Origin of the sequence: Jatrophihabitans sp. GAS493 (genome assembly GCF_900230215.1) — a bacterium.
Classification (GTDB): domain Bacteria; phylum Actinomycetota; class Actinomycetes; order Mycobacteriales; family Jatrophihabitantaceae; genus MT45.
In genome coordinates this window covers 766,499-787,780 of record NZ_LT907982.1, presented here as the reverse complement: position 1 = coordinate 787,780, position 21,282 = coordinate 766,499, and the positions used below count along the sequence as shown (strand labels likewise).

The window sequence follows — 21,282 nt, the reverse complement described above, 5'->3', positions numbered from 1 at the left end:
ACAGAGCGGGGGCGACCCACGCGGCAGGATGCTGACAAATGCGGCCGAATCGTAAAATTCGAATAAGTCACGCAAACCGTTGTAATTGCGCAGAGTAGTCCGTAGGTTACTTCCTGCGGCGACCGGACAGTTACTTACCGTAGCGAGCACCCGGCTTGCGAGTGGTCGCCGCTAACCAAGGGAGAGTTCCAATGGATTCATTTGAGAAGCGAAAGCTGATCAAATCCGTATCCGGTGTGACGGTGGTCGGCCTGGTCGCCGGCCTCGCCACCGCCGCGGTCGCCGTTGTCAGTGGTGCCGCCGTCGCGTCCGCCGTCACCACCACGACCATCAGCAAGACGCTGAACACCACCTGCACGATCCCGGTGGCCGGTGCGCAGCAATACACAGCCGTCGTGAAGGCCACCATCCCGACGAGTGCGAAGGTAGGTGACAAGGTGGCATTGCAGAACTTCTCCATCTCGGTGAAGCTCAACGTCGCCACCACTGACGCACTCCAGATCCTGGGCGCGACCACGCTGCAGGGTTCCATAAAGTCGGCCGCCACGCTGAGCCATGCCACGCCATCGCCGCTCTCGATCACCGCGACGGTGCCCACCACCGCGGTTCCGCAGACCGTGGATGCCAACGGTGACGGCCCGGCGTTCAGCATCACCGCAACCGGCACCTCGCCGACGGCCACGTTCACGTCGGCTGGCACCGCGACTCTGACCGCGACAACCGTGAGTGCGGTCTTCAACCCGAAGAACGCGGCCGGCACGAGCGTTCTACCGGTGGCCAAGCAGGCGATCGCCTGCTCCTTCAACACGGGGCAGAGTCTGGTGCTGGCAACCATCCCGGTGGCGGCAACGACCACCGCGGTGAGCAAGACGCTCAACACCACCTGCACGATCCCGGTCGCCGGCGCGCAGAAGTACGCGGCGAAGATCACCGGCACCTTGCCGATAACCGCCAAGGTCGGAGCCTCGGTCACGCTGTCGAGCTTGAAGATCAGCATCCTGCTGAACGTGGCAACCACTGACGCACTGCAGATCCTCGGCGCCACCACGATTGCCGGGTCGATCACCGCCGGGACATCGCTGACCCACGCCACTCCGGCCACACTCTCCACCACCGCGACCGTCCCGACCACGGCTGTTCCGCAGACGGTCGACGTGAACGGCGACGGGCCGCCCTTCACGATCACCGCGACCGGCACAGCTCCGACGGCCAAGCTCACCTCGACCGGCACCGCCGTGCTGTCGGCGACAACCGTCAGCGCGGTCTTCAACCCGAAGAACGCGGCCGGAACCAGTGTCCTTCCGGTAGCCAAGCAGAAGATCGCCTGCACCTTCGACGCCGGTCAGAGCTTGGTGCTCGGATCGATCACCGTCACCCCGGCCACCACGGTCGCGGTGAGCAAGACGCTCAACGCGACCTGCACCATTCCGGTTGCCGGAGTTCAGCACTACGTCGCCAAGGTCACCGGAATTCTGCCGATCAGCGGTAAGGTCGGCGCGGCCGTGACGCTCTCCAGCCTCAAGATCAGCATCCTGTTGAGCGTCCCCACCACCGACGCCCTCCAGTTGCTGGGGGCGACCACCATCGCCGGCTCGGTGACGGCCGGGGTCACCCTGACCCACGCCACTCCGACAGCGTTGAAGGCGACGGCCACCGTGCCCACGACCGCCGTGCCACAGACGGTCGACGCCAATGGTGACGGCCCGGCATTCAGCGTCGTGGCGACCGGTACCGCGCCTTATGCGACGCTGGCCTCGGCCGGCTCGGCCGTGCTCTCGGTGACCACTGTCAGCGCCGTCTTCAATCCGAAGAACGCCGCCGGCACGAGCGTGCTCTCCGCGACGCAGCAGAAGATTCCCTGCTCGTTCGACTCCGGCCAGAGCCTGGTGCTGGGAACGATTACCGTCACGTAATTATGAATGCCACGCGAATTTGCGTTAGAGATATCAATTCGCTGGGTATATTCCGCAATTGCTGAACCCGCTAAGTTAGCTGGGCATTAAAGGCCGGGTTGCGTCCGTCAGGCGGGCGTAACCCGGCCTTTACGTTTATGGGAATCCGCCTACTAGGCGTACAAGCGACCACAGAACACGGAACAAATACGTGGACAAACGCAGCATCCCTCCGATAGCTGGATAGTTCGTAAGGCCGACAAAATCTGAATTGCTTAAGGAGTTGAATTTCTTGCTACTGGTCCGTAGGTTCAAATTACGGCGATATAGACAGCTACCAAGAAATGGGCACGGGGCTCGTTCGCGTCTCGCCGTATATCAAAGGGAGATCTATGATGCCAGCACCTCTTGTGCGGCGTAGAACCATGAAATCCATTGCGGGTGTGACGGTCGTCGGTCTCACCGCCGGCGTCACTGCCGCGCTGATGGGCGGCGGATCTGCGGCCTCGGCCGCGACGATCGACGCGACCGTCCCCACCACCTGCACGATTCCGGTGGCTGGCGCGGAGCAGTACGACGCGAAGATCACCGCCACCGTGCCGGACACTGCGAAGGTCGGTGACTCGGTCAAGCTGGATAACTTCAAGATCAGCATCCTGCTGAATGTCGCGACCACTGACGCGCTACAGATTCTCGGGGCGACGACCCTGCAGGGCTCGATCACCGCCGGCGCCACGCTGACCAACGCCGACCCGTCCGATCTGTCCATCGTGGCCACCGTGCCATCCACGCCGGTGCCGCAGACGCAGGATGCGAACGGCGACGGCCCGGCGTTCACGATCACCGCAACCGGCCCTTCGCCAGCGGCGACGCTGACCTCGGCCGGCACCGCGACGCTGACGGCGACCACCGTGAATGCCGTCTTCGACCCGAAGAACGCGTCCGGTACGAGTGTGCTTCCGGTCGCCAAGCAGAAGATCCCGTGCAGCTTCAACGCCGGTGACAATCTCGTACTGGCCAAGATTCCGGTGACCGCCGGCAGCACGCCGACTCCGGTTGCGACGCCGAAGGTGACGCCGACTCCGGTTGCGACGCCGAAGGTGACGCCGACTCCGGTTGCGACGCCGAAGGTGACGCCGACTCCGGTTGCGACGCCGAAGGTGACGCCGACTCCGGTTGCGACGCCGAAGGTGACGCCGACTCCGGTTGCGACGCCGAAGGTGACGCCGACTCCGGTTGCGACGCCGAAGGTGACGCCGACCCCGGGTGGTACGCCGTCGCCGACTCCGGCGCCGAACATCACTCACATCAACTTCGACGCGACGGGGACCATCGGACTTCCGACGGTCAACGGCAGCGGAAAGGTTGGTCCAGGCACCATCTCGACCGACGTGAACCTCAAGGGTGGTTCATTCACCGGGAAGTCCACCTTCCCGGACATCACGGTGAAGGCCTCGCTCTTCGGCTTCATCCCGACCACGATCGTCTCCTCCTTCACGCAGCTCGGTGACCTCACCGGTCAGCTGGCACCGGGGGCGAAGGACGTGACAGCCGACCTCAAGGCGAACCTCGGAGTCAAGTCGGTCAAGGCATTCGGTGTGCTGCCGTTGACCTCCGGTAGCTGCACGACCGCATCGCCGGTCAGCATTCACCTGGCCTCCAACGGAAAGGGCGAGTTCAGCCCGTTCACCGGTGGCACCGTCAGCAGCAAGTTCGCTATCGGGAATCTGGCCAACTGCGGGCTGCTGACGCCGCTGTTGAACGTCATCTTCCCGGGTCCGAACAACACCCTGACGCTTGACCTGGTTGCGCAGGACAGCTGACCAGATCGCTCGTCGATAAGTAAGTCCACCAGTAGGTAAGAAGTAAGGCCAATGGCCGGGTATCGCCGCCAAGTACGGTGATGCCCGGCCATTGTGCTGCGAACGCACTGGCATCGCCGTCGAGATTCCCTCGAACTTCGTTGACGATTCACGTTGATTGGGAAATAGAGAACTTGACTACTCGGCAGTCGAGGCAGTACCGGTAATAACGGTATATTGCCTTGGCGCAAACTGTTGTATTTGGGTGCAACAGGACGTAACTTCAAGGCGCGGTGGCGACACAGTCATCTCTTAAGTTGACCGATGGCACGGGGCCCGTCGCGGCCGCCAATCGAGGGAGTTATGTCCATGGGTGGTAAAGCCACGCCCTCATCGCTGAAGCGGTGGAGCAGATCTAGATCAATTGCCGGGCTGGGAGTTGTGGGACTCGCCGCCGGCGCGTTCGCGATGTTGAACGCCGGTGGATCGCCGGCCGCTGCAGCGACGATCGACGCGACGGTTCCCACTACCTGCACCATTCCGGTCGCCGGCGCCGAGTCGTATGACGCCAAGATCAGTGCCACGATTCCCGACAGGGCGGTGGTTGGTGACACCGTCCAGCTGCTGAACTTCAGCATCAGCATCGTGCTGAACGTCGCCACCACCGACGCACTGCAGATCCTGGGGGCGACGACCCTCGAGGGCTCGATCACGGCCGGCGCGACGCTCACCAATGCATCGCCGTCGGATCTCTCGATCGTCGCCACGGTACCGGTCACCCCGGTGCCGCAGACGCAGGACGAGAACGGAGACGGTCCGGAGTTCACCATCACGGCCACCGGCCCCTCGCCGACCGCGACCCTCACCTCGGCCGGCACCGCCGTGCTGACCGCGACGACGGTGAACGCGGTCTTCAACCCGAAGAACGCGGCCGGCACCAGCGTGCTCCCGGCGGCCAAGCAGATCATCCCCTGCAAGTTCAACGCCGGCGACAACCTCGTCCTGGCCTCGATTCCGGTCAGTTCGAACACCGTTCATGACCCGACGCCGACAACTGCGCCGCCGACGCCGGTGCTCGACTTCCCGACGCCGACGCCCGTACCGCCGACACCGCGAGGCACGCCGATTCCGGTGAACCAGCATGTGGTGCTCTCCGGTCCGACCAGCGCGGCGGCTGAGGCCACACCGTTCACCTACACAGCGACGGCGCAACTTCCGGTCGGGCACATCTCGTTCTACGACGGCACCACGCTCCTGGGAACGAGCACCGCGCCCAACGGGATCTCGACCACTTTCACGGGGACGTTCTACCTCAACTCCGGCACGCACAACCTGATCGCTACGACGGAGAGCTGGAACGGGCTGGACTACGGCGGACGGGACAATGTGTCGAACACCCTCACCGTCGTCATCGCATCGGTGCTTCCGACGCCCCAGCCGACGCCGGTACCACCGACGCCCACACCGGTCGGTGATCTCGCCCCATACTCCGTGTCCGTCCAACTGATCGGTCCGAGCACGGTCGAACTTGGTTCGCCGGCCACCTACACCGCGACCGCCCTCTACACGAGCGGGCCGCGGAGTGGGCAGCCATTGGGCACGTCAATCACATACGTGGACGACGCGACCGGTGCGACCCTCTGCTACACGTCCGGGTCTTGCGCTGTCACGTTTCCGACCGTCGGCGTTACCCATCACGTCCACGCTGACGTCGCAAACACCTTTACGTGCTGCGTCAGTTCCGGCGACCCGGGCCACGGCCCGGCGACCTCGAACATCGTCGACACCAGGGTCGTACCGGTTGCCACGCCCTCGCCGACTCCGGCTCCGAACCTGACGCACATCGATTTCAGTGCCACGGGGACGATTGGTCTGCCGACGGTGAATGGGACGGGCAAGGTTGGTCCGGGGACGATCTCGACGGATGTCAACCTCAAGGGTGGTTCGTTCACCGGTACGTCCTCGATTCCGGATATCACGGTGAATGCGTCGCTGTTCGGGTTCATCCCGACCACGATCGTGTCGTCGTTCACGCAGGTGGGTCTGCTCACGGGGCAGTTGGCTGCGGGTGCGACGGATGTGACGGCGGATCTGAAGGCCAACCTCGGCGTCAAGTCGGTCAAGGCTCTTGGTGTGCTGCCGCTGACCTCAGGTAACTGCACGACCGCGTCGCCGGTCAGCATTCACCTGGCCTCCAACGGAAAGGGCGAGTTCAGCCCGTTCACCGGTGGCACCCTCAGCAGCAAGTTCGCCATCGGCAAGCTCGCCAACTGTGGCGCGCTGACCGATCTGCTCAATGCGATCTTCCCGGGCAACGCCAACACCCTCACGCTGAAACTGGCCACGAAGGGGTAGCTAGCTCAAGCAGGTTAGCCGGGCCACTCCGGGAGCAAGCCGCCAGCGGCTGCGACCGGGGTGGCCCGGCCTGATCCTGCCCGTTTTTGTCAGGTTATGCCGTGTTCATCCGGCCAATTTTAAGAAATCCCAACTTCGAAATTACAAATGTGTGATTATCGTTTAGTGTCGTAAGTAGGAGTTCGGGCCGGGCGTCGGGGGACGTCGAAAGAGCTCCTAGGCCGAAAGGCAGGAGAAGCCACTCGCCGGGGGGCGAGGCCGTGCTTCTCCTGCCTGGCCCCCAACTGGTCAGCCCCCAACTGGTCAGCCCCCAACTGGTCAGCCCCCAACTGGTCAGCCCCCAACTGGTCAGGCCCCAACTGGTCAGGCCCCAAGTGGTAAGCCCCCAAACAGGCACGGACGCCTCGCTTCACCGAACGATCCGGCTATGTGCGCGCTGGGGTGCACGTAGCACGGGATCTTTGCCGATCTTGGGGAGTCAAATTCCCGGAATCCGGGAACTTAACTCCCCAGGTCGGGGGTCGCGCTGGGTTAGGCGGCGTCGTCGGCGCGCCAGAGGATACGGCTGGCCGGCCGTCGCCCGATGGCGCCCACGCTCGGCAGCCCTCCCGCGCGCTTCGCGTCAAGATGCAGCCCGGGGAACGACGTGTCAACCGCCGTCTCGTGCCCGTCGGCGTCCAGCTTGACCCGATCGATCGAGACGCCGGCAACCGGTAGGTGCTTCACGTACCGCCAGCCGAACGGAATGCAGGGGGCTGCCACGACTCCGTTGCGCTGCAGCGTCTCGTCGGCGACGTTGAGCGGCTTGCCGATGATCGAGCAGGCCAGGTTCAGCGCCACGGCCGCCTCAACCCAGACGCCAGCGGTCTGCAGAATGGGCATGCGAACGCCGCCACTCTCGCACCCCACCGTCAGCCGGTAGCGCAGGCTCTCGCCGGACACACTGCTCCTATCGTCAGTTCTCCCCTGACCTATCGGCAGCAGCTCGCCCTGGCATTAGCCCCGCCGATCCAGAAACACAGAAGCGGTAGCGACCCGCATCGGGTAGCTACCGCGTCTGGCTGGCTGCTCCTACTCGCTGGACCCCCGCGAGCCGGGAGGCGAAGCAGCGTACGAGGTGATCGCTAGGCTGCGGCGACCGCGCTGAGTTCGGGACGCTGGATCTCACTACTGCGGGCGCTGCGCGACTTCTTACGTGGCGGGAGGGCCAGCTTGCAGATCTTGACCGCAACCTGCGCCAGTTGCCGCGGCAGCGGGCCGGTGGTGTACGCGAGGCCGTAGCGCTCGCAGATCTCGCGGATCTGCGGGGCCACCTCGGCGTAGCGACGAGCCGGGATGTCCGGGTAAAGGTGATGCTCGATCTGGTACGAGAGATTCCCTGAGAGCATGTGCAGGATCGGACCGCCGGAGATATTGGCGGAGCCGGTCATCTGCCGGATGTACCACTCGCCGCGGGTCTCGTTCTCCGTCTCCGCCCGGCTGAAGACCTGCACGCCGGTCGGGAAGTGCCCGCAGAAGATGACGCCGAAGGCCCAGATGTTGCGGACGACATTGGCCACCGCGTTGCCGGCCAGCGTGTGCATGAACTGCGGGCCGGTGAGCGCCGGGAAGAGGACGTAGTCCTTCATCACCTGCTTGACGCCCTTCTCCCAGATCTGCTTGCGCTGAGCTCGGGTCTCCGGTCCATTCCAGGGCTTGCGTCCGTCGAAGATCTTGTTGAGCTCGAGGTCGTGGGCCATGACGCCCCATTCGAAGGCCATCATCAGCAGGAAGGCGTAGATCGGGTTGCCCAGGTAGTACGGCTGCCACTTCTGGCCTTCGTCCATGCGCAACTGGCCGTAACCGATGTCGCGGTCCTTGCCGAGAATGTTGGTGTAAGTGTGGTGCATGTAGTTGTGCGAGTGGCGCCACTGCTCGGACGGGCAGACGTTGTCCCACTCGAACATCTTCGAGTTCACCGCCGGGTCACGCATCCAGTCGTACTGCCCGTGCATGACGTTGTGACCGATCTCGAGGTTGTCGAGAATCTTCGACATCGACAGCGCGGCCACCCCGGCGAACCAGAACGGAGGCAGGAAGCCGAGGAACATGGCTCCCCGGCCGACGACCTCAAGCGCCCGCTGAGCCTTGATGACGTTGTAGATGTAGTCGCGGTCTTCCTGGCCGAGCTTCGCGACCAGCTCGGCCCGAATCGCGTCGAGCTCCCGCCCCAGCTCTTCGGTCTGTTCGAAGGTGAGATGTGCGGTAGTCATGATCAGCTCCTCATGATCGGCTCGCAAGCTTCTGGGCCGGACCGAAGTTTCGGTGAACGAACGTTCACTGACAGGCTCGCATCTTATCCGGAAGATTGTCAATGCTCATGTCGAAATTGTGGCGAGTTGCCTGCAACGAGGCCTGCAGTACCGGAAACAATTGACAAAAGGGACGGTGTCCATCCCGTTACGAGAGCATGACGTCAGTGAACAGACGTACTCCCATCCGGTTCGTCGAGGAACCGTTCAAGCAGCGGAACCAGAACCTCGATCCGGTCCATGACCTGCATGTGCGTAGTCGCCGGCAGCACCGCAAGTTGGCCTCGGCGCAGGTGCGCCGGAAATCCACCGAGTGCTCCAGCCTGACGAAATCGTGGTCCCCGACCACGAGCAGGGTCGGCCCGGGCAGGCCCGCGATCGCCTCGTCGCTCCAGCCGTCGAAGGAGCCGACCGCGGCCGAGGCCTTCGCCAGGAATTCGGCGAAGTGGTCCGGGTCGGGCGCCAGTTCGGCGTAAGACTGCTGCATCGCCGCAAAGTCAGCCTCGCTCGGCATCCGGGTCGACGTAGCGTGCAACCCCGGATCGTTGATCTCGGCGTGATAGCCGTCGCCGCGGAAATGCGTGGAGGCCAGGATCAGCCGGCGTACCCGCCCGGGATGCTCGACGGCGAACTCGGTTGCGACCAGGCCGCCCAGGCTGAAGCCGAGGATGTCGACCTGCTCCAGCCCCAGCTCATCCAGCAGGGCCGTCACGTCGCTGGCCAGAGTTGAGACCGTGAACGGCCGGTCGCCGTCGCTGCTGCGGCCGTGTCCCTGCAGTTCGAGGGCGATCACCCCGCGACCGGAAACCAGTGCCGCAAGCAACCCCGCGAAACTCAGGTCAATGTTGAGCAACCCGCCGTGCAGGAGCAGCAGCGGGGGCCCCCCGGCGGTGAACTCGTCGCTGCGCTCGTAGTACAGCCGAAGCCCGGCTACCTCCAGATAGTCGCCGCGCAGGCCCGTCGGTGTGGCAGTCATAACCGTTCCTCGTCTCCACAGCCAGCGCATGGAAAGCGTTGACCTGAGCTTGATCTGAAGCTGAGACCTCGTTGGGACTCGCTCCGCCAGTATCAATCACTGACTTGGAAATCCCTGATCGGCAGCCGCCGAACATCCGGCTGCCGACCCTGACATGACACGAGGTACTCGATGCGGCGACGCACTCTCATTGTGAACGGCGTACTACTGGTGGCCCTGATCGCGATTTCGGTGACCGGCTGGGCGATGCTACGCACGACCTCGGCCAAGGCGGCAACGATCGCCACCACCACGGTGACGACCGGTGACGTATCGGCGACCGTCTCGGCCAGCGGCACGGCAGAGAGTGCCACAAATCTGGGCATCTCCTTCACCGACTGCACCGGAACCCTCACCTCGGTGCTGGTAAAGCCCGGAGACACGATCAAGGTCGGGCAGGCACTGGCCACCGTCGACACGACCACCGCCGACGAGGCGGTAGCCACCGCCCAGACCGCACTCACAGCAGCGCAGAGCGAACTCGATACGTCGATCTCGCAGGCCAGCACCGCGGTGAGCGACGCCAAAAGCAGTGCCGCGCTGGACATAGCGCAGGCGAAGAACACCTACACCGCGGGCGTCGCCAAGGCCCAGCAGCAGGACGCCAAGGACGCGACGACGCTGGCCGCTGACATCGCCAACGCCAAGCTGCAGTACCAGGCCTCCGTCCTGAAGGACAAGCAGCAGATCTCCAGTGCGGAGAGCCAGCTCGCCTCGGCTGAGGCCAGCTCGACGCAGCAGGCCCAGGCCGTCACCACCGCGCAGACGAATCTCACTGCGGCCAAGGCGACGCTCGGCGACTGCACCCTCACCTCCCCGGTGGCCGCCACCGTGGTGACCGTCAACGGCTCGGTCGGCCTCGCCCCGGGCTCCGGCTCGGTGGCCTCCAGTTCCAGCACCTCCACGTCGACGACGTCCGCGACCTCCTCCACCGGCAGCAGTACCGGTTCGACCGGCAGCACAAGTTCGACCGGCAGCACAAGTTCGACCACCAGCACCAGCACCAGTACTGCGGCGAAGACCAGCACCAGCAGTGGTTTCATCACTGTCGCCAACATGAAGGCGATCACCGTGCCGGCCAGTGTCTCGGAGTCCGACATCGGATCGGTGAAGGTCGGCGACGCAGCCAGCATCACCTTCGCCGCGCTCACCTCGAGCAGTAGTGGCACCGCCGCCGCCGCAGTTCCGGGAGTGACCACCACCGCGTCGGGCACCACCGTCGCCGGAACCGTCACCGCGGTCGACCTCACCAGCACGGTCTCCAGCAACGTCGTCAGCTACGGGGTGACCGTCACCCTCACCACGGTTCCAACCGGCCTGCGTCTCGGCCAGAGCGCGACCATCACCATTACGACAGCCAACAAGACCGGAGTGCTGCGACTGTCGACGACCGCCGTCACCACCGCGGGTGTGTCGAAGACCGTGGAGGTTCAGGACGGCTCGAGCACCAAGCGGGTGACCGTGACGACCGGCCTGGTCGGCGACGGCTTCACCGAGATCACCTCAGGAGTCACCGCCGGTGAGGTGATCGTCATCCCGACGACCACCTCCTCGACCTCAAGCCTGCTCGGTGGCAACAGCGGTGCCGGCAGCCTGCTCGGCGGCGGTGGCGGGCGATGACCCGGCGCCCCGTCATCGCCCTGCACCGAGCCAGCAAGATCTACGGATCCGCAGACACCGCAGTACATGCGGTGAGCGATGTCGATCTGATCGTCGAGCGCGGTGAATACCTGGCGATCATGGGAGCCTCCGGCTCCGGCAAGTCAACGCTGATGAACATCATCGGGTGCCTAGACGACACCACCCGCGGGCAGTACCTACTCGATGGCGTGGACGTCCGGGAGCTGGACGAGCATCAGCAGGCGATCATCCGAAACCGCAAGATCGGCTTCATCTTCCAGAGTTTCAACCTCATTCCGCGCACCCGAGCCGTCGACAACGTCGCCCTGCCCCTCTCCTACGCCGGAGTGCGTGGGGCGCAGCGGCGACAGCGGGCGCTTGCGGCGCTGGAGGCGGTCGGACTGGGAGATCGCACCGGACACCTGCCGACCCAGCTATCCGGTGGCCAGCAGCAGCGGGTGGCGATCGCCCGCGCGATCGTCACCGAGCCGGTGTTGCTGCTAGCCGACGAGCCGACCGGCGCACTGGATTCGCACTCGACCGAGGAGGTACTTGCCCTCTTCGACCGGCTGAACCAGCAGGGGCGCACGGTCGTCGTCATCACTCACGAGGAGGACGTCGCCGCGCACGCAAAGCGAGTTATCCGAATGAAAGACGGGCAGATCATCTCCGATGTGCGCCAGTTCCCGATGTCGGTGGCCGCACGCCACGCCCTCGGTTCGGAGTCGGGCGAGGCGCTCGAAAGTGAAGCGGTCGCCTCATGAATCTCCTCGGATCCCTGCGCTTTGCGGCCAGGGGAATCGGCTCGAACAAGCTTCGATCGCTGCTTACGACGCTGGGCATTCTCATCGGCGTGGCGGCGGTCATCATCCTGCTCTCGGTCGGCACCGGGTCGAGTGCCGCGGTAACCAAGAGGATCTCGGCTCTGGGTACAAAGACGCTCACCATCAACCGCTCAGCGAGTGGGAACGGACGCGCCGGGCAGTCGGCCGTCGGTCCTGGAGGTTCTGGAGGGGCTGGCGGGGCCGCTGGATTCGGCGGGGGCGCACCGGGGGGTGCGCCCGGAGCAGGCGGGTTCGGTGGAGGAGCCGGGGGTGGCTCCAGCAGTGGGAGCTCCACCTCGAGCACCCGGTCCTCCTCCACCGACCTGACCCTGGCCGACGCGGCGGCGGTGGCCGCCAAGGGAACGTCCGCCGGCATCGCCGACATCGCGCCGGTGGTGACCGCATCGTCCGTGGTCTCCGGCTACACCGGGGTCACCCACACCGTCTCGAGCTTCATCGGCTCGACACCGAGCTACCTCACCATCAACAACGACACCGTGCAGTACGGAACCGCCTTCAGCGACAACGACTACAGCACACGCAGCGACGTCGCGGTGATCGGATCGACCGTCGCGAAGGATCTCTTCGGTACCGCCTCGGACGCGGTCGGAAAGACGGTTCAGTTCAACGGGAAGAACTTCGTCGTGCGCGGTGTCCTCACCGCGAAGGGGTCAACCGGGTTCACCGATCAGGACGACCTCGTGGTGGCCCCGCTGACCGCGGTCGCGGACGAGTTCACCGGAGTCGGCCAGAGCCTCTCCAGCATCGTCGTCGAGGCGACCACCACGAGCAACGTGACCAAGGCCGAGAACGCGATCTACAGCGAGCTCGACACCCGTCACGACGTCACCTCCTCGACCCGTGACTACACGGTGAGCAACGCCTCCTCGGTGGTGGCGACCGCTACCAGTACGACCCACACCCTGACGATTCTGCTCGGTGCGGTGGCGGCGATCAGTCTCTTCGTCGGTGGCATCGGCGTCATGAACATCATGCTGGTCACCGTCACTGAGCGGACCCGCGAGATCGGCATCCGCAAGGCGATCGGCGCCGGTAAGGCCGACATTGTCGTGCAATTCATTGCTGAAGCGGTGATGCTCACGATCTTCGGCGCCGCGGTCGGAGTGGTGGTCGGGCTCATCGGCAGCCGCTTCCAGATAGTCGGAATTCAACCGGTGGTCGCGCCCTGGTCGGTGGGCCTCGCCTTCGGCGTCGCCGTGGTGATCGGGCTCTTCTTCGGCATCTACCCCGCGAACCGAGCGGCATCGCTCAAACCGATCGATGCCCTCCGATATGAATAAGGACGCACGATGAGATCAGATACCCCAGCTGACACCGCCGACCTCGGCTCGCTCCCGATGAGCAGTGCGGACGACGACGCTCGTACCGAACCGGTGCTCGGCGCCGGGCAGTGGATCACCGGCGACGCGGAGACGTCGGTAGCCGGCCTGCCGGCAGGCTCCGATGGTTCGGATGATTTCGTCGACACCGTTGACGATGAGTTCGCTCCGCGCCCCAGGCAACGCCTTGGAAGGTTGAGCCTGCTGCTCATCGCGGCCGTCATCGCCGGAGTCGGGTTGCTCGGTGGCATCCAGTTGCAGAAGAGCCACGCGACCACCACCACCAGTGCCTTTGCCGGTCCAGGGGGAGCCCGGGCCGCCGGTGGAGAGGGCTTTGGCGCCGGCGCCTTCGGACCGCAGGGCAGCGGCACCGGAGCTGGCACCGGCACCGGCACCGGCACCGGCACCGGCACCGGCACGGCGTCCTCGACCGACAGCAGCGCCGTCCCAGCCGTTATCGGAACCGTCGTCAGCCTCAAGGGAACCTCGATGGTGGTGAAGAACCTGGCCGACAAGCAGGTCAAGGTCACCCTCACCAAGACGACCACGGTCACCAAGACCGTATCGGCGCCAGCCCTGGCCGCGGGCGACTCGGTGACCGTGGTTGGAAGCACCGCCGCCGACGCAACGGTGACCGCCACCTCGATAACCGTCCGCTAACCCTGATCGAAAGTACCGAAAGGCAATTAAATGAAGGCAATTCACCGAGCCACTCTGGCTGGCGCGGGTATCCTGCTCGCCTCCGGCGCCCTGGTCGCCTGCGGCGGTTCGACGACCTCCGGGACATCCAGTTCGGCCGCAGCCAGCACGGGGGCCGCCGCAGCCAATGGCTCGGCCGCAAGCGGGGGCGGCCTCTTCAACAACGCGAAGGTCCAGCAGTGCCTCACGGCCGCGGGGATCTCCCAGCCAACCGGCGGTGGTCAGGGCGGTCCGGGCGGTCAGGGCGGAACGCCGCCGTCGGGGGCCATGCCTTCGGGTGGCACCCGTCCGTCCGGAGCCATGCCGTCGGGAGCCATGCCGTCAGGCGGGACGCGCCCCTCGGGTGCGCCGGGTGGGATGGACTCCGCTCAGCAGGCCAAGATCCAGGCGGCGCTGAAGGCCTGTGGGATCACCCTGCCGGCCGGCGGTGGAGCACCGGCGTCAGCCAACAACTAGGCCGAAGTTCCGGGGCCCGCTTACGCAGCTGGTTTCAATTGCTGCTCACGCAGCGGAAATAGATTCGTTGGCTTCGATCGCCCAGCTGAACCCCTGCGCCAGCGCCGTCGCGATCTGCGACGCGGTGGCGTCGGAGGTGATGGCCGGTCCGGCGCTGAACGGTGTCCCGGTCGGCAGATCCTCGTACGCGATGACGTCGCGGATAACCCGCGCCAGCGGCGTCTTGGTGCCGAAGGCCGCCTCCTGCAGTTCCGGGGCCAGTGGCAGGGTGCGGATCACCTCGGATGAGGGCATCTGCAGCAGGGCGTCGAAGCCCGACAGCATCCCGGCCGCGAAGGCGCTCTTGGCATCCGGCGTCTTCAGGGTGGCGGCCAGCAGCTCGCAGGCTCGCGCCCGGGTCAGCGTGGCGACCATGGCATCGCCCGAGGACTGACCGGTTGACCGGGCCAGCAGCAGGGACAGCCAGTTCTGGATCCGATAGCTGCCGGCCATGATCAGCGCCTCGCGAATCGAGTGGATCTTGCGCCCGGTCTCGCCGACCCGCCCGATCGAGGCCAGTTGCAGAATCTGATAGGTGAGGCCGGGCTCGCGGCGCAGCACGTCCTCAAGCTCCTCGAAGTCCAGGGTGCGGCTGAGAACGGTGGCGGCCATCTTCAATCGGGCCAGGTTGCTCGGCTCCAGCTTGCGTCCGGCGACGGCCACCGGCCGGTGCAGGTACTGCCCTTGAAAGAGTTCGAAGCCAAGGCTGTGGGCGGTCTCCCACTCCTGTTCGGTGTGAATGTTCTTGGCCACCAGGCGCATCTGGTACGGGTCGTAACGCTCCAGGGCCTGTACGAGCCGGTTCACCGGCACATCGTGAACGTCGACCTTCACCACCGAAAGCATCGGAAGCAGCTCGGGCGAGAGCGTCGTCCACTCGAAGTCGTCCATCGCGAGCTGGAAGCCGGCGTCGATCAGGCGGCGGCAACCGGCGATCGCCTCCGGGTCCGAGGCCACGGACTTATCGAGTTGCAGCACGGTGATTCGCGGCGGCAGCGTGAGCGGAATGTCGCCGATCAGTACCGCGCGGGGCACGCTGCAGAAGAGCATCTTCCCGTCGATCAGACGCTTGAGGCCGATGCTGATCGCACCGAAGAGCACGGTGTCGGTCATCTCCTCGCCGGAGAAGCCAGTCTGCTCGCTCGCCTCGTCGACGGAGAGGAACTGCAGTTCGTAGGCGACGATCTTGCTGTCTCGCCCGTGAATACTCTGCCGTCCGACGACGACATCGGAGGTCGCACTGCTCATCGAGGGAAGGGACACGGTGGTACTCGTTTCTTATGGCCGAAGCCCCCCGAACCCGTCCAACAGGCGCATCCACATGCTAGCGAGGCTGGCGCCCCGTGTCGTACTGAACAGCTTCAAAGATGCAGGTGTGACTGAACTCTTAGCTCGTTCCTACCGAGCCGGTTCGGCCAGCTACGCCGTGTGTTGTGAACGGCTGCCTCGACGCACGATGCCTCTCGGGACACCAGGCGGGAAATAGCCGACCCGGCGGGCCTCCAGACGCTGAATCTCCCAGTCGTAGGGGACCCGCGCGCCCTTCTTCATGTTGTGCCAGGCACAGAGGGCGGCGGCGTTGGCCAGCGACGTCTGCCCGCCCTTGCTGTGCGGATGGACGTGATCGGCATGCAGGCCAGTGGTCGCCTCGCAGCGGCGCCCCAGGAAGTCGTGGTGTTCGCAGCGCCCGCCGGCCCGGGAGACCACCTCGATCAGTTCGTCGTGGCTGAAGCGCCGAATCGGGTCACGGTCGCGGGATGGCTTGAGCGCGACCCCCCGCGCCACCATCACGACCAGACAGATCAGGGCCGTAGTCGCGATCAGCGCGGTCAGAACTGCATCCGAGCCGAACATGCGAACCACCACCTTCGAGCATCGAAATAGTTGTCGAGGAAAATAATGTGGCTGAATTCGAATTCGCGCAATCGGAGACTGCTGGCGGTTACTTCTACGCGGGGCCAAAACACTGCTTCAATCGGAGGTGGCAACACCCGCGAAATAAGGGCCCGGCAGGCTGGTGCCGCTAATTGCTGGAGACACAAGTGGAGAGAACCCTGTGGATGCGATGACCCCCGACGCGATGACCCCGACGCGATGACCCCCGACGCGGTAACCGTGATCGAGGGCGCGCACGTCGTCACCGGCGATGCGGGCGGTCGCGAATACGGCAGCGGCCACCTTGTGGTGCAGCAGACCCATATCGTGGCCGTCGGCTCCGGGCCGGCGCCGCAGTCATACCAGGACGCGATCGCCCGGGGCGAGGCGATACGGGTCGACGGCTCGGGGCGGCTGGTTACGGCGGGGTTCGTCAACTCCCACCACCACCTCAACCAGTGGATCACCCGTGGGTACGCCACCGACACCACGCTCTTCGGATGGCTCACCACGCTCTACCCGATCTGGGCCAGGCTGAATGCTGAGTCCCTCTACGCCTCGTCGGCGGCCAATCTGGGCTGGCTGGCTCTCACCGGCTGCACGACGAGCATGGATCACCAGTACGTCTACCCCAGTGGTGTCGGCGACCTGCTGGAGGCCGAGATCACCGCCGCCCGCGACATCGGAGTGCGCTTCCATCCGACCCGTGGCTCGATGAACCTGGGCCAATCCGACGGCGGCCTGCCTCCGGACTCCGTCGTCGAGACGATGGATGCCATCCTGGCCGCCAGCGAGTCGGCGATCGACCGCTGGCACGATCCCGCCTTCGATGCGATGACCAGGATCGCCCTCGCGCCCTGCTCGCCGTTCTCGGTCACCGGAGAGCTGATGCGCGAGTCGGCCGCTCTGGCTCGCGCACGAGGGGTACGGCTGCACACCCACATCTCCGAGACCCTGGACGAGGAGGCCTTCTGTCTGGAGAAGTTCGGCCTGACCCCGCCCCAGTACCTCGAGTCATTGGGGTGGCTCGGACCGGACGTCTGGTTGGCCCACTGTGTCCATCTCAGTGACGAGGCGGTCAGCCGCTTCGCCGCCACCGGCACCGGCGTCGCCCACTGTCCGACCTCCAACGGGCGGTTGGGCTCCGGTGCCGCACCTATCCGGGCCCTGCTGGACGCTGGGGCCATCGTCGGCCTGGGAGTCGACGGTGCGGCCTCGAACGAGTCAGGGCGGATGCTCGACGAGCTCCATCAGGCGCTGCTGGTGGCCCGGGTGCGTGACGGTGAGCTCGCGATGAACGCCCGCGAGGCCCTGGCCCTGGCCACCATGGGCGGGGCGCGTTGCCTCGGTCGGCAGGAGGAACTCGGCTCGCTGGAGGTCGGGAAGCTGGCTGATATCGCGGTCTGGCGGATTGACGACCTGGCTGGGGCCAGCATCGAAGACCCAGTGGTGACCCTGGTCATCGGCGCGACGACGCTGGATCGGCTGTACGTCAACGGGCGGGCGGTGGTCGCCGGCGGCGAACTGCTGACCGCCGATGTCGAGACGCTGGCCCGGAACGCGGCGGCCGCCGCCGCCTCGGTGCGGCCGGCCGGGGGGAGCGTTCCTTGGACCTGACCGGGGTAACCGCCTTAGCCGACGCAACCGATCGCCGCCCGCAAGCCGAGTGGCGCCCGGGTGACCGGTGGTTGGCCGGTGGCACCTGGCTCTTCTCCGAGCCGCAGCCCGGCGTGCAGCGGCTCTTCGACCTGGCGGCCTTCGGCTGGAGCCCGCTGCAGCTCGGCGAGAACGGGTTGGAGATCGCGGCCACCTGCACCATCGCCGACCTCGCTCGCCTCCAGTTGGCACCTCAGTACCGGGCCGCGCCGCTGCTGCTGCAGTGCTGCCAGGCGCTGCTCGGCTCCTTCAAGATCTGGAACGTCGCCACCGTCGGTGGAAACATCTGCATGAGCCTCCCGGCTGGGCCGATGACCTCCCTGGCCGCGGCCCTCGACGGGGTCTGCCTCATCTGGAGCGCCGACGGCGGCAGCCGCGAGGTCCCGGTGGCCGACTTCGTCACCGGGCCCAACCAGAACGTGCTGTCGGCTGGCGACCTGCTGCGTTCGGTGACACTGCCGGCCGAGGCGCTGCGGGGGCGGACCGCCTTCCGTCAGATCTCACTGAACAATCTCGGTCGCTCAGCCGCGCTGGTGATCGGGCGGCGGGACGGCGACGGGTCGCTGCAGATCACCGTGACCGCTGCGACCACCCGCCCGGTGCGGCTGCGCTTCGCCACCATCCCCACCGACGCCCAGCTGGGCCAGACGCTGAAAGCTTGCGGCGCGGTCTACTACGACGACGTCCACGGTGCCCCCGAGTGGCGGCGGGCGATGACGGCGACGTTCTGTCGCGAAGTACGGGACGAGCTGCGCGATGACTGATCTACCGGTGGTCAATGGTGTTCCGGCCGAGACGCCCCCGCTGCCCGGCCAGTGTCTGCGCACCTACCTGCGGGGCGAGGGATGGTTCGGGGTCAAGAAGGGGTGCGACGCCGGAGACTGCGGTGCCTGCACCGTGCACGTCGAGGGGGTGCCGGTGCACAGCTGCCTCTACCCGGCCACCCGGGCCCTGGGTCGCGAAGTGACGACGATCGAGGGGCTGGGCGGCGCTGAGCTGCATCCGGTTCAGCAGAACTTCCTGGACGCCCAGGGGCTGCAGTGCGGCTTCTGCACGGCCGGCATGATCATGACGACGGCCGCCCTCGACGAGGCCCAGCTGGCCGACTTGCCCAGGTCGCTCAAGGGGAATCTCTGTCGCTGCACCGGCTACCGGGCCATCGGCGACGCGATCTGTGGGGTGAAGCAGGCCGACCTCGTACCGGAGGGTGCCGCCGTCGGACGGAATCTGCCGGCTCCGGCCGGGCCGCAGGTGGTGACCGGCCGGGCTCGATACACGATGGATACGGCGCCGGCTGGCCTACTACAGATGCGGCTGCTCCGCTCTCCGCACGCCTCGGCCTGGATCCGCTCCATCGACACCTCGGCCGCCACCGCCATCCCTGGGGTGCACCTCGTCCTCACCTACGCCGATGCCCCCGAGCGGCACTTCTCCTCCGCCCGCCACGAGAACCCGGACGAGGACCCGCAGGACACCCTGCTGCTGGATCGGCACGTCCGTTTCAAGGGGCAGCGAGTGGCCGCGGTGGTGGCGGAGTCGCTGGCGATCGCCGACCAGGCCTGCGCCGCGATCAGCGTCGACTACGAACTCCGGGAGGCGGTCTTCGACCCTGAGTCGGCGACGGCGCCGGGCGCGCCGCTGCTGCACCCGGGAAAGGGGCCTGAGAAGTTCGTCGCCGATTCGACGCGCAACCTCGCCGCCGACATCCATAGCCACCTCGGTGACGTCGAGGCCGGCTTCGCCGCGGCGACCGCGATCTATGAGAACACCTTTGCGATCCACCGGGTGCAGCATGTGCACCTGGAGACCCACGGGGCCATCGCCTGGACCGAGGGTGACCGCCTCGTGGTGCGCACCAGCAGTCAGACCCCATTCCTCACCCGTGACGCGCTGGCCAAGCTCCTCGGGCTTTCACGCGAGAAAGTAAGGGTATTCGTCGAACGGGTGGGGGGAGGCTTCGGCGGCAAACAGGAGATGTTCGTCGAGGAACTCGTCGGGCTGGCCGCGCTTCGTCTCGACCGCCCGGTGCAGCTGGAGTTCACCCGCGAGGAGCAGTTCATCGCCACCTCCACCCGTCACCCGATGCGGATCAGCGTCCGGCTCGGAGCCGATGCCGATGGCCTGCTCACCGCAATGCAGGTGAGCACCGTCTCCAATGCCGGGGCCTACGGAAATCACTCGACGGGGGTGCTCTTTCACTCCTGCGGGGAGGCGATCTCGCTTTACAACTGCACCAACAAGAAGGTGGACGCGGTTGCCGTCTATACGAACACCCTTCCGGCCGGGGCATTCCGCGGCTACGGGGTGAGCCAGATGGCCTTCGCCGTCGACTCGGCTATCGACGAGCTGGCCCGTGGCATGGGCATCGATCCGATCGAGTTCCGGCTGCGCAACGTCGTACGCGCCGGTGATGAGCTGCACGCCATCGAGGGTGAACTGGAGGACGTCTCGATCGGCAGTTACGGGTTGCCGGACTGCATCGACCTCGTCCAGACGGCACTGGCCAGCGGGCGCGGCGAGGTGGCCCCGGCGGGTTGGCTGGTCGGTGAAGGCGTCGGCTTCACCATGCTCGACACCACGCCGCCCGGTGGGCATATCGCGCACGCGCAGATCAGCGAGGCGGCGGATGGCACCTTCGAGCTGAAGGTGGGGACCTCGGAGTTCGGCAACGGCACCACCACGGTTCATGTGCAGCTCGCCTCGACCGCGCTGGGCGTCCGCCCCGATCAGATCCGGGTGGTGCAGTCGGACACGGATCATGTACCGCACGACACCGGGGCCTACGGCTCCACCGGCACCATGGTGGCCGGGAAGGCGACGCTCATCGCCGCCACCGAGCTGCGCCGCTTGATCGACGCTGCTCCGGCCGATCATGAGCCCCTCACCGCCGATGGACGCACCGACGGCACGCCGCGCTCGGTGACCTTCAACGTGCAGGGTTTCCGGGTCGCCGTCAACCCGGCGACCGGCGAGCTGCGCATTCTCTTCAGCGTGCAGGCGGCCGACGCCGGGACGGTTATCAACCCGATGCAGTGCCGCGGTCAGGTCGAGGGCGGGGTGGCTCAGGCGCTGGGTGCGGCCATGTTCGAGCACGTCGACATCGACGACACCGGTACGGTCACCACCCCGACGCTGCGCAGCTACCACATCCCTACCTTCGCGGACGTTCCGTCGACTGAGGTCTACTTCGCGCCGAGCTACGAGGACCTCGGGCCGATGGGAGCGAAGCCGATGAGTGAGAGCCCGTTCAACCCGGTCGCACCGGCGCTGGCCAACGCGCTCCGCGACGCCACCGGGGTCCGTTTCGAGTCGCTGCCACTGACCCGCGACCGGATCTGGGCCCGACTGCAGGCTGTGCAAAGTTGACGGAAATGGAAACGGCACGTGAACAGAACCGGAATGAAACACGCAGCCGAAA

At 66.0% G+C, this 21,282-nt stretch carries 16 protein-coding genes; 11 read left to right on the top strand and 5 right to left on the bottom strand.

The features are described from left to right. Positions 1-191 precede the first annotated feature (191 nt). The 3 genes from CPH63_RS03630 to CPH63_RS03615 all read left to right on the top strand — a co-directional run bounded on the left by CPH63_RS03630 (position 192) and on the right by CPH63_RS03615 (position 6,049). Positions 192-1,913 carry a DUF6801 domain-containing protein gene (locus CPH63_RS03630; RefSeq protein ID WP_096301614.1) on the top strand — a complete coding sequence of 574 codons (1,722 nt, stop codon included), beginning with the start codon at positions 192-194 and terminating at the stop codon, positions 1,911-1,913. Between the two features lie 404 nt (positions 1,914-2,317). Next, the gene (locus CPH63_RS22045; RefSeq protein ID WP_157749249.1) at positions 2,318-3,715 is read left to right on the top strand and encodes a DUF6801 domain-containing protein; all 1,398 of its coding nucleotides are present in this window, start codon (positions 2,318-2,320) and stop codon (positions 3,713-3,715) included. A 420-nt stretch (positions 3,716-4,135) separates the two neighbouring features. Then, the gene (locus CPH63_RS03615; RefSeq protein WP_096301612.1) at positions 4,136-6,049 is read left to right on the top strand and encodes a DUF6801 domain-containing protein; all 1,914 of its coding nucleotides are present in this window, start codon (positions 4,136-4,138) and stop codon (positions 6,047-6,049) included. 531 nt (positions 6,050-6,580) lie between these two features. Here the strand turns inward: CPH63_RS03615 and CPH63_RS03610 are convergent. The 3 genes from CPH63_RS03610 to CPH63_RS03600 form a co-directional block, all read right to left on the bottom strand. After that, positions 6,581-6,991 (bottom strand): hypothetical protein, encoded by a 411-nt coding sequence (locus tag CPH63_RS03610; protein ID WP_096301611.1) that lies wholly within the window; start codon positions 6,989-6,991, stop codon positions 6,581-6,583. A 182-nt stretch (positions 6,992-7,173) separates the two neighbouring features. Beyond that, entirely contained in the window at positions 7,174-8,301 is a 1,128-nt protein-coding gene (locus CPH63_RS03605) for an acyl-CoA desaturase (protein WP_096304923.1), read from the bottom strand. A 187-nt stretch (positions 8,302-8,488) separates the two neighbouring features. Continuing rightward, the gene (locus tag CPH63_RS03600; protein WP_197704557.1) at positions 8,489-9,316 is read right to left on the bottom strand and encodes an alpha/beta fold hydrolase; all 828 of its coding nucleotides are present in this window, start codon (positions 9,314-9,316) and stop codon (positions 8,489-8,491) included. Between the two features lie 171 nt (positions 9,317-9,487). On the opposite strand from CPH63_RS03600, the gene CPH63_RS03595 reads away from it, so the two are divergent. The 5 genes from CPH63_RS03595 to CPH63_RS03570 are packed head-to-tail and all read left to right on the top strand — an operon-like array spanning position 9,488 to position 14,294. After that, on the top strand, positions 9,488-10,975 hold the full coding sequence (locus CPH63_RS03595) for an efflux RND transporter periplasmic adaptor subunit (RefSeq protein WP_157749248.1): 1,488 nt from the start codon (positions 9,488-9,490) through the stop codon (positions 10,973-10,975). After that, positions 10,972-11,739, top strand: coding sequence for an ABC transporter ATP-binding protein (locus CPH63_RS03590; RefSeq protein ID WP_096301609.1), 768 nt, complete (start codon positions 10,972-10,974; stop codon positions 11,737-11,739). Before CPH63_RS03595 ends, CPH63_RS03590 begins: the two co-directional genes overlap by 4 nt. Next, complete coding sequence (locus tag CPH63_RS23470; RefSeq protein WP_096301608.1) at positions 11,736-13,100, top strand: ABC transporter permease; 1,365 nt, start codon at positions 11,736-11,738, stop codon at positions 13,098-13,100. The genes CPH63_RS03590 and CPH63_RS23470 overlap by 4 nt, the downstream gene beginning before the upstream one ends. A gap of 9 nt (positions 13,101-13,109) precedes the next feature. After that, positions 13,110-13,799 carry a hypothetical protein gene (locus CPH63_RS22040; RefSeq protein WP_157749247.1) on the top strand — a complete coding sequence of 230 codons (690 nt, stop codon included), beginning with the start codon at positions 13,110-13,112 and terminating at the stop codon, positions 13,797-13,799. A gap of 30 nt (positions 13,800-13,829) precedes the next feature. After that, positions 13,830-14,294 carry a hypothetical protein gene (locus CPH63_RS03570; protein ID WP_096301606.1) on the top strand — a complete coding sequence of 155 codons (465 nt, stop codon included), beginning with the start codon at positions 13,830-13,832 and terminating at the stop codon, positions 14,292-14,294. A 45-nt stretch (positions 14,295-14,339) separates the two neighbouring features. Here CPH63_RS03570 and CPH63_RS03565 read toward each other — a convergent pair whose 3' ends face one another. Both CPH63_RS03565 and CPH63_RS03560 read right to left on the bottom strand, forming a co-directional pair. Further along, entirely contained in the window at positions 14,340-15,581 is a 1,242-nt protein-coding gene (locus CPH63_RS03565) for an EAL and HDOD domain-containing protein (protein ID WP_096301605.1), read from the bottom strand. Between the two features lie 171 nt (positions 15,582-15,752). Further along, positions 15,753-16,187 (bottom strand): HNH endonuclease, encoded by a 435-nt coding sequence (locus tag CPH63_RS03560; RefSeq protein WP_096301604.1) that lies wholly within the window; start codon positions 16,185-16,187, stop codon positions 15,753-15,755. Positions 16,188-16,427: 240 nt separating this feature from the next. Here CPH63_RS03560 and CPH63_RS03555 point away from each other — a divergent pair, with 240 nt between their 5' ends. From CPH63_RS03555 to CPH63_RS03545, 3 genes are read left to right on the top strand one after another with little or no spacing between them, the layout of a single operon-like run. After that, a complete protein-coding gene (locus CPH63_RS03555) occupies positions 16,428-17,825 on the top strand; it encodes an 8-oxoguanine deaminase (RefSeq protein ID WP_096301603.1) in 1,398 nt (465 codons plus the stop codon). Further along, complete coding sequence (locus CPH63_RS03550) at positions 17,816-18,628, top strand: FAD binding domain-containing protein (protein ID WP_096301602.1); 813 nt, start codon at positions 17,816-17,818, stop codon at positions 18,626-18,628. Before CPH63_RS03555 ends, CPH63_RS03550 begins: the two co-directional genes overlap by 10 nt. After that, positions 18,621-21,230, top strand: coding sequence for a molybdopterin cofactor-binding domain-containing protein (locus CPH63_RS03545; RefSeq protein WP_096301601.1), 2,610 nt, complete (start codon positions 18,621-18,623; stop codon positions 21,228-21,230). Before CPH63_RS03550 ends, CPH63_RS03545 begins: the two co-directional genes overlap by 8 nt. The last annotated feature ends 52 nt before the right edge of the window (positions 21,231-21,282 follow it).

Bases quoted from the DNA above. Each gene is read 5' to 3' on its own strand.
- CPH63_RS23470 (WP_096301608.1), top strand. From the start codon at position 11,736: ATGAATCTCCTCGGATCCCTGCGCTTTGCGGCCAGGGGAATCGGCTCG.
- CPH63_RS22045 (WP_157749249.1), top strand. From the start codon at position 2,318: ATGAAATCCATTGCGGGTGTGACGGTCGTCGGTCTCACCGCCGGCGTC.
- CPH63_RS03630 (WP_096301614.1), top strand. From the start codon at position 192: ATGGATTCATTTGAGAAGCGAAAGCTGATCAAATCCGTATCCGGTGTG.
- CPH63_RS03555 (WP_096301603.1), top strand. From the start codon at position 16,428: ATGACCCCCGACGCGGTAACCGTGATCGAGGGCGCGCACGTCGTCACC.
- CPH63_RS22040 (WP_157749247.1), top strand. From the start codon at position 13,110: ATGAGATCAGATACCCCAGCTGACACCGCCGACCTCGGCTCGCTCCCG.
- CPH63_RS03605 (WP_096304923.1), bottom strand. From the start codon at position 8,301: ATGACTACCGCACATCTCACCTTCGAACAGACCGAAGAGCTGGGGCGG.
- CPH63_RS03565 (WP_096301605.1), bottom strand. From the start codon at position 15,581: ATGAGCAGTGCGACCTCCGATGTCGTCGTCGGACGGCAGAGTATTCAC.
- CPH63_RS03600 (WP_197704557.1), bottom strand. From the start codon at position 9,316: ATGACTGCCACACCGACGGGCCTGCGCGGCGACTATCTGGAGGTAGCC.
- CPH63_RS03570 (WP_096301606.1), top strand. From the start codon at position 13,830: ATGAAGGCAATTCACCGAGCCACTCTGGCTGGCGCGGGTATCCTGCTC.
- CPH63_RS03545 (WP_096301601.1), top strand. From the start codon at position 18,621: ATGACTGATCTACCGGTGGTCAATGGTGTTCCGGCCGAGACGCCCCCG.
- CPH63_RS03560 (WP_096301604.1), bottom strand. From the start codon at position 16,187: ATGTTCGGCTCGGATGCAGTTCTGACCGCGCTGATCGCGACTACGGCC.
- CPH63_RS03590 (WP_096301609.1), top strand. From the start codon at position 10,972: ATGACCCGGCGCCCCGTCATCGCCCTGCACCGAGCCAGCAAGATCTAC.
- CPH63_RS03595 (WP_157749248.1), top strand. From the start codon at position 9,488: ATGCGGCGACGCACTCTCATTGTGAACGGCGTACTACTGGTGGCCCTG.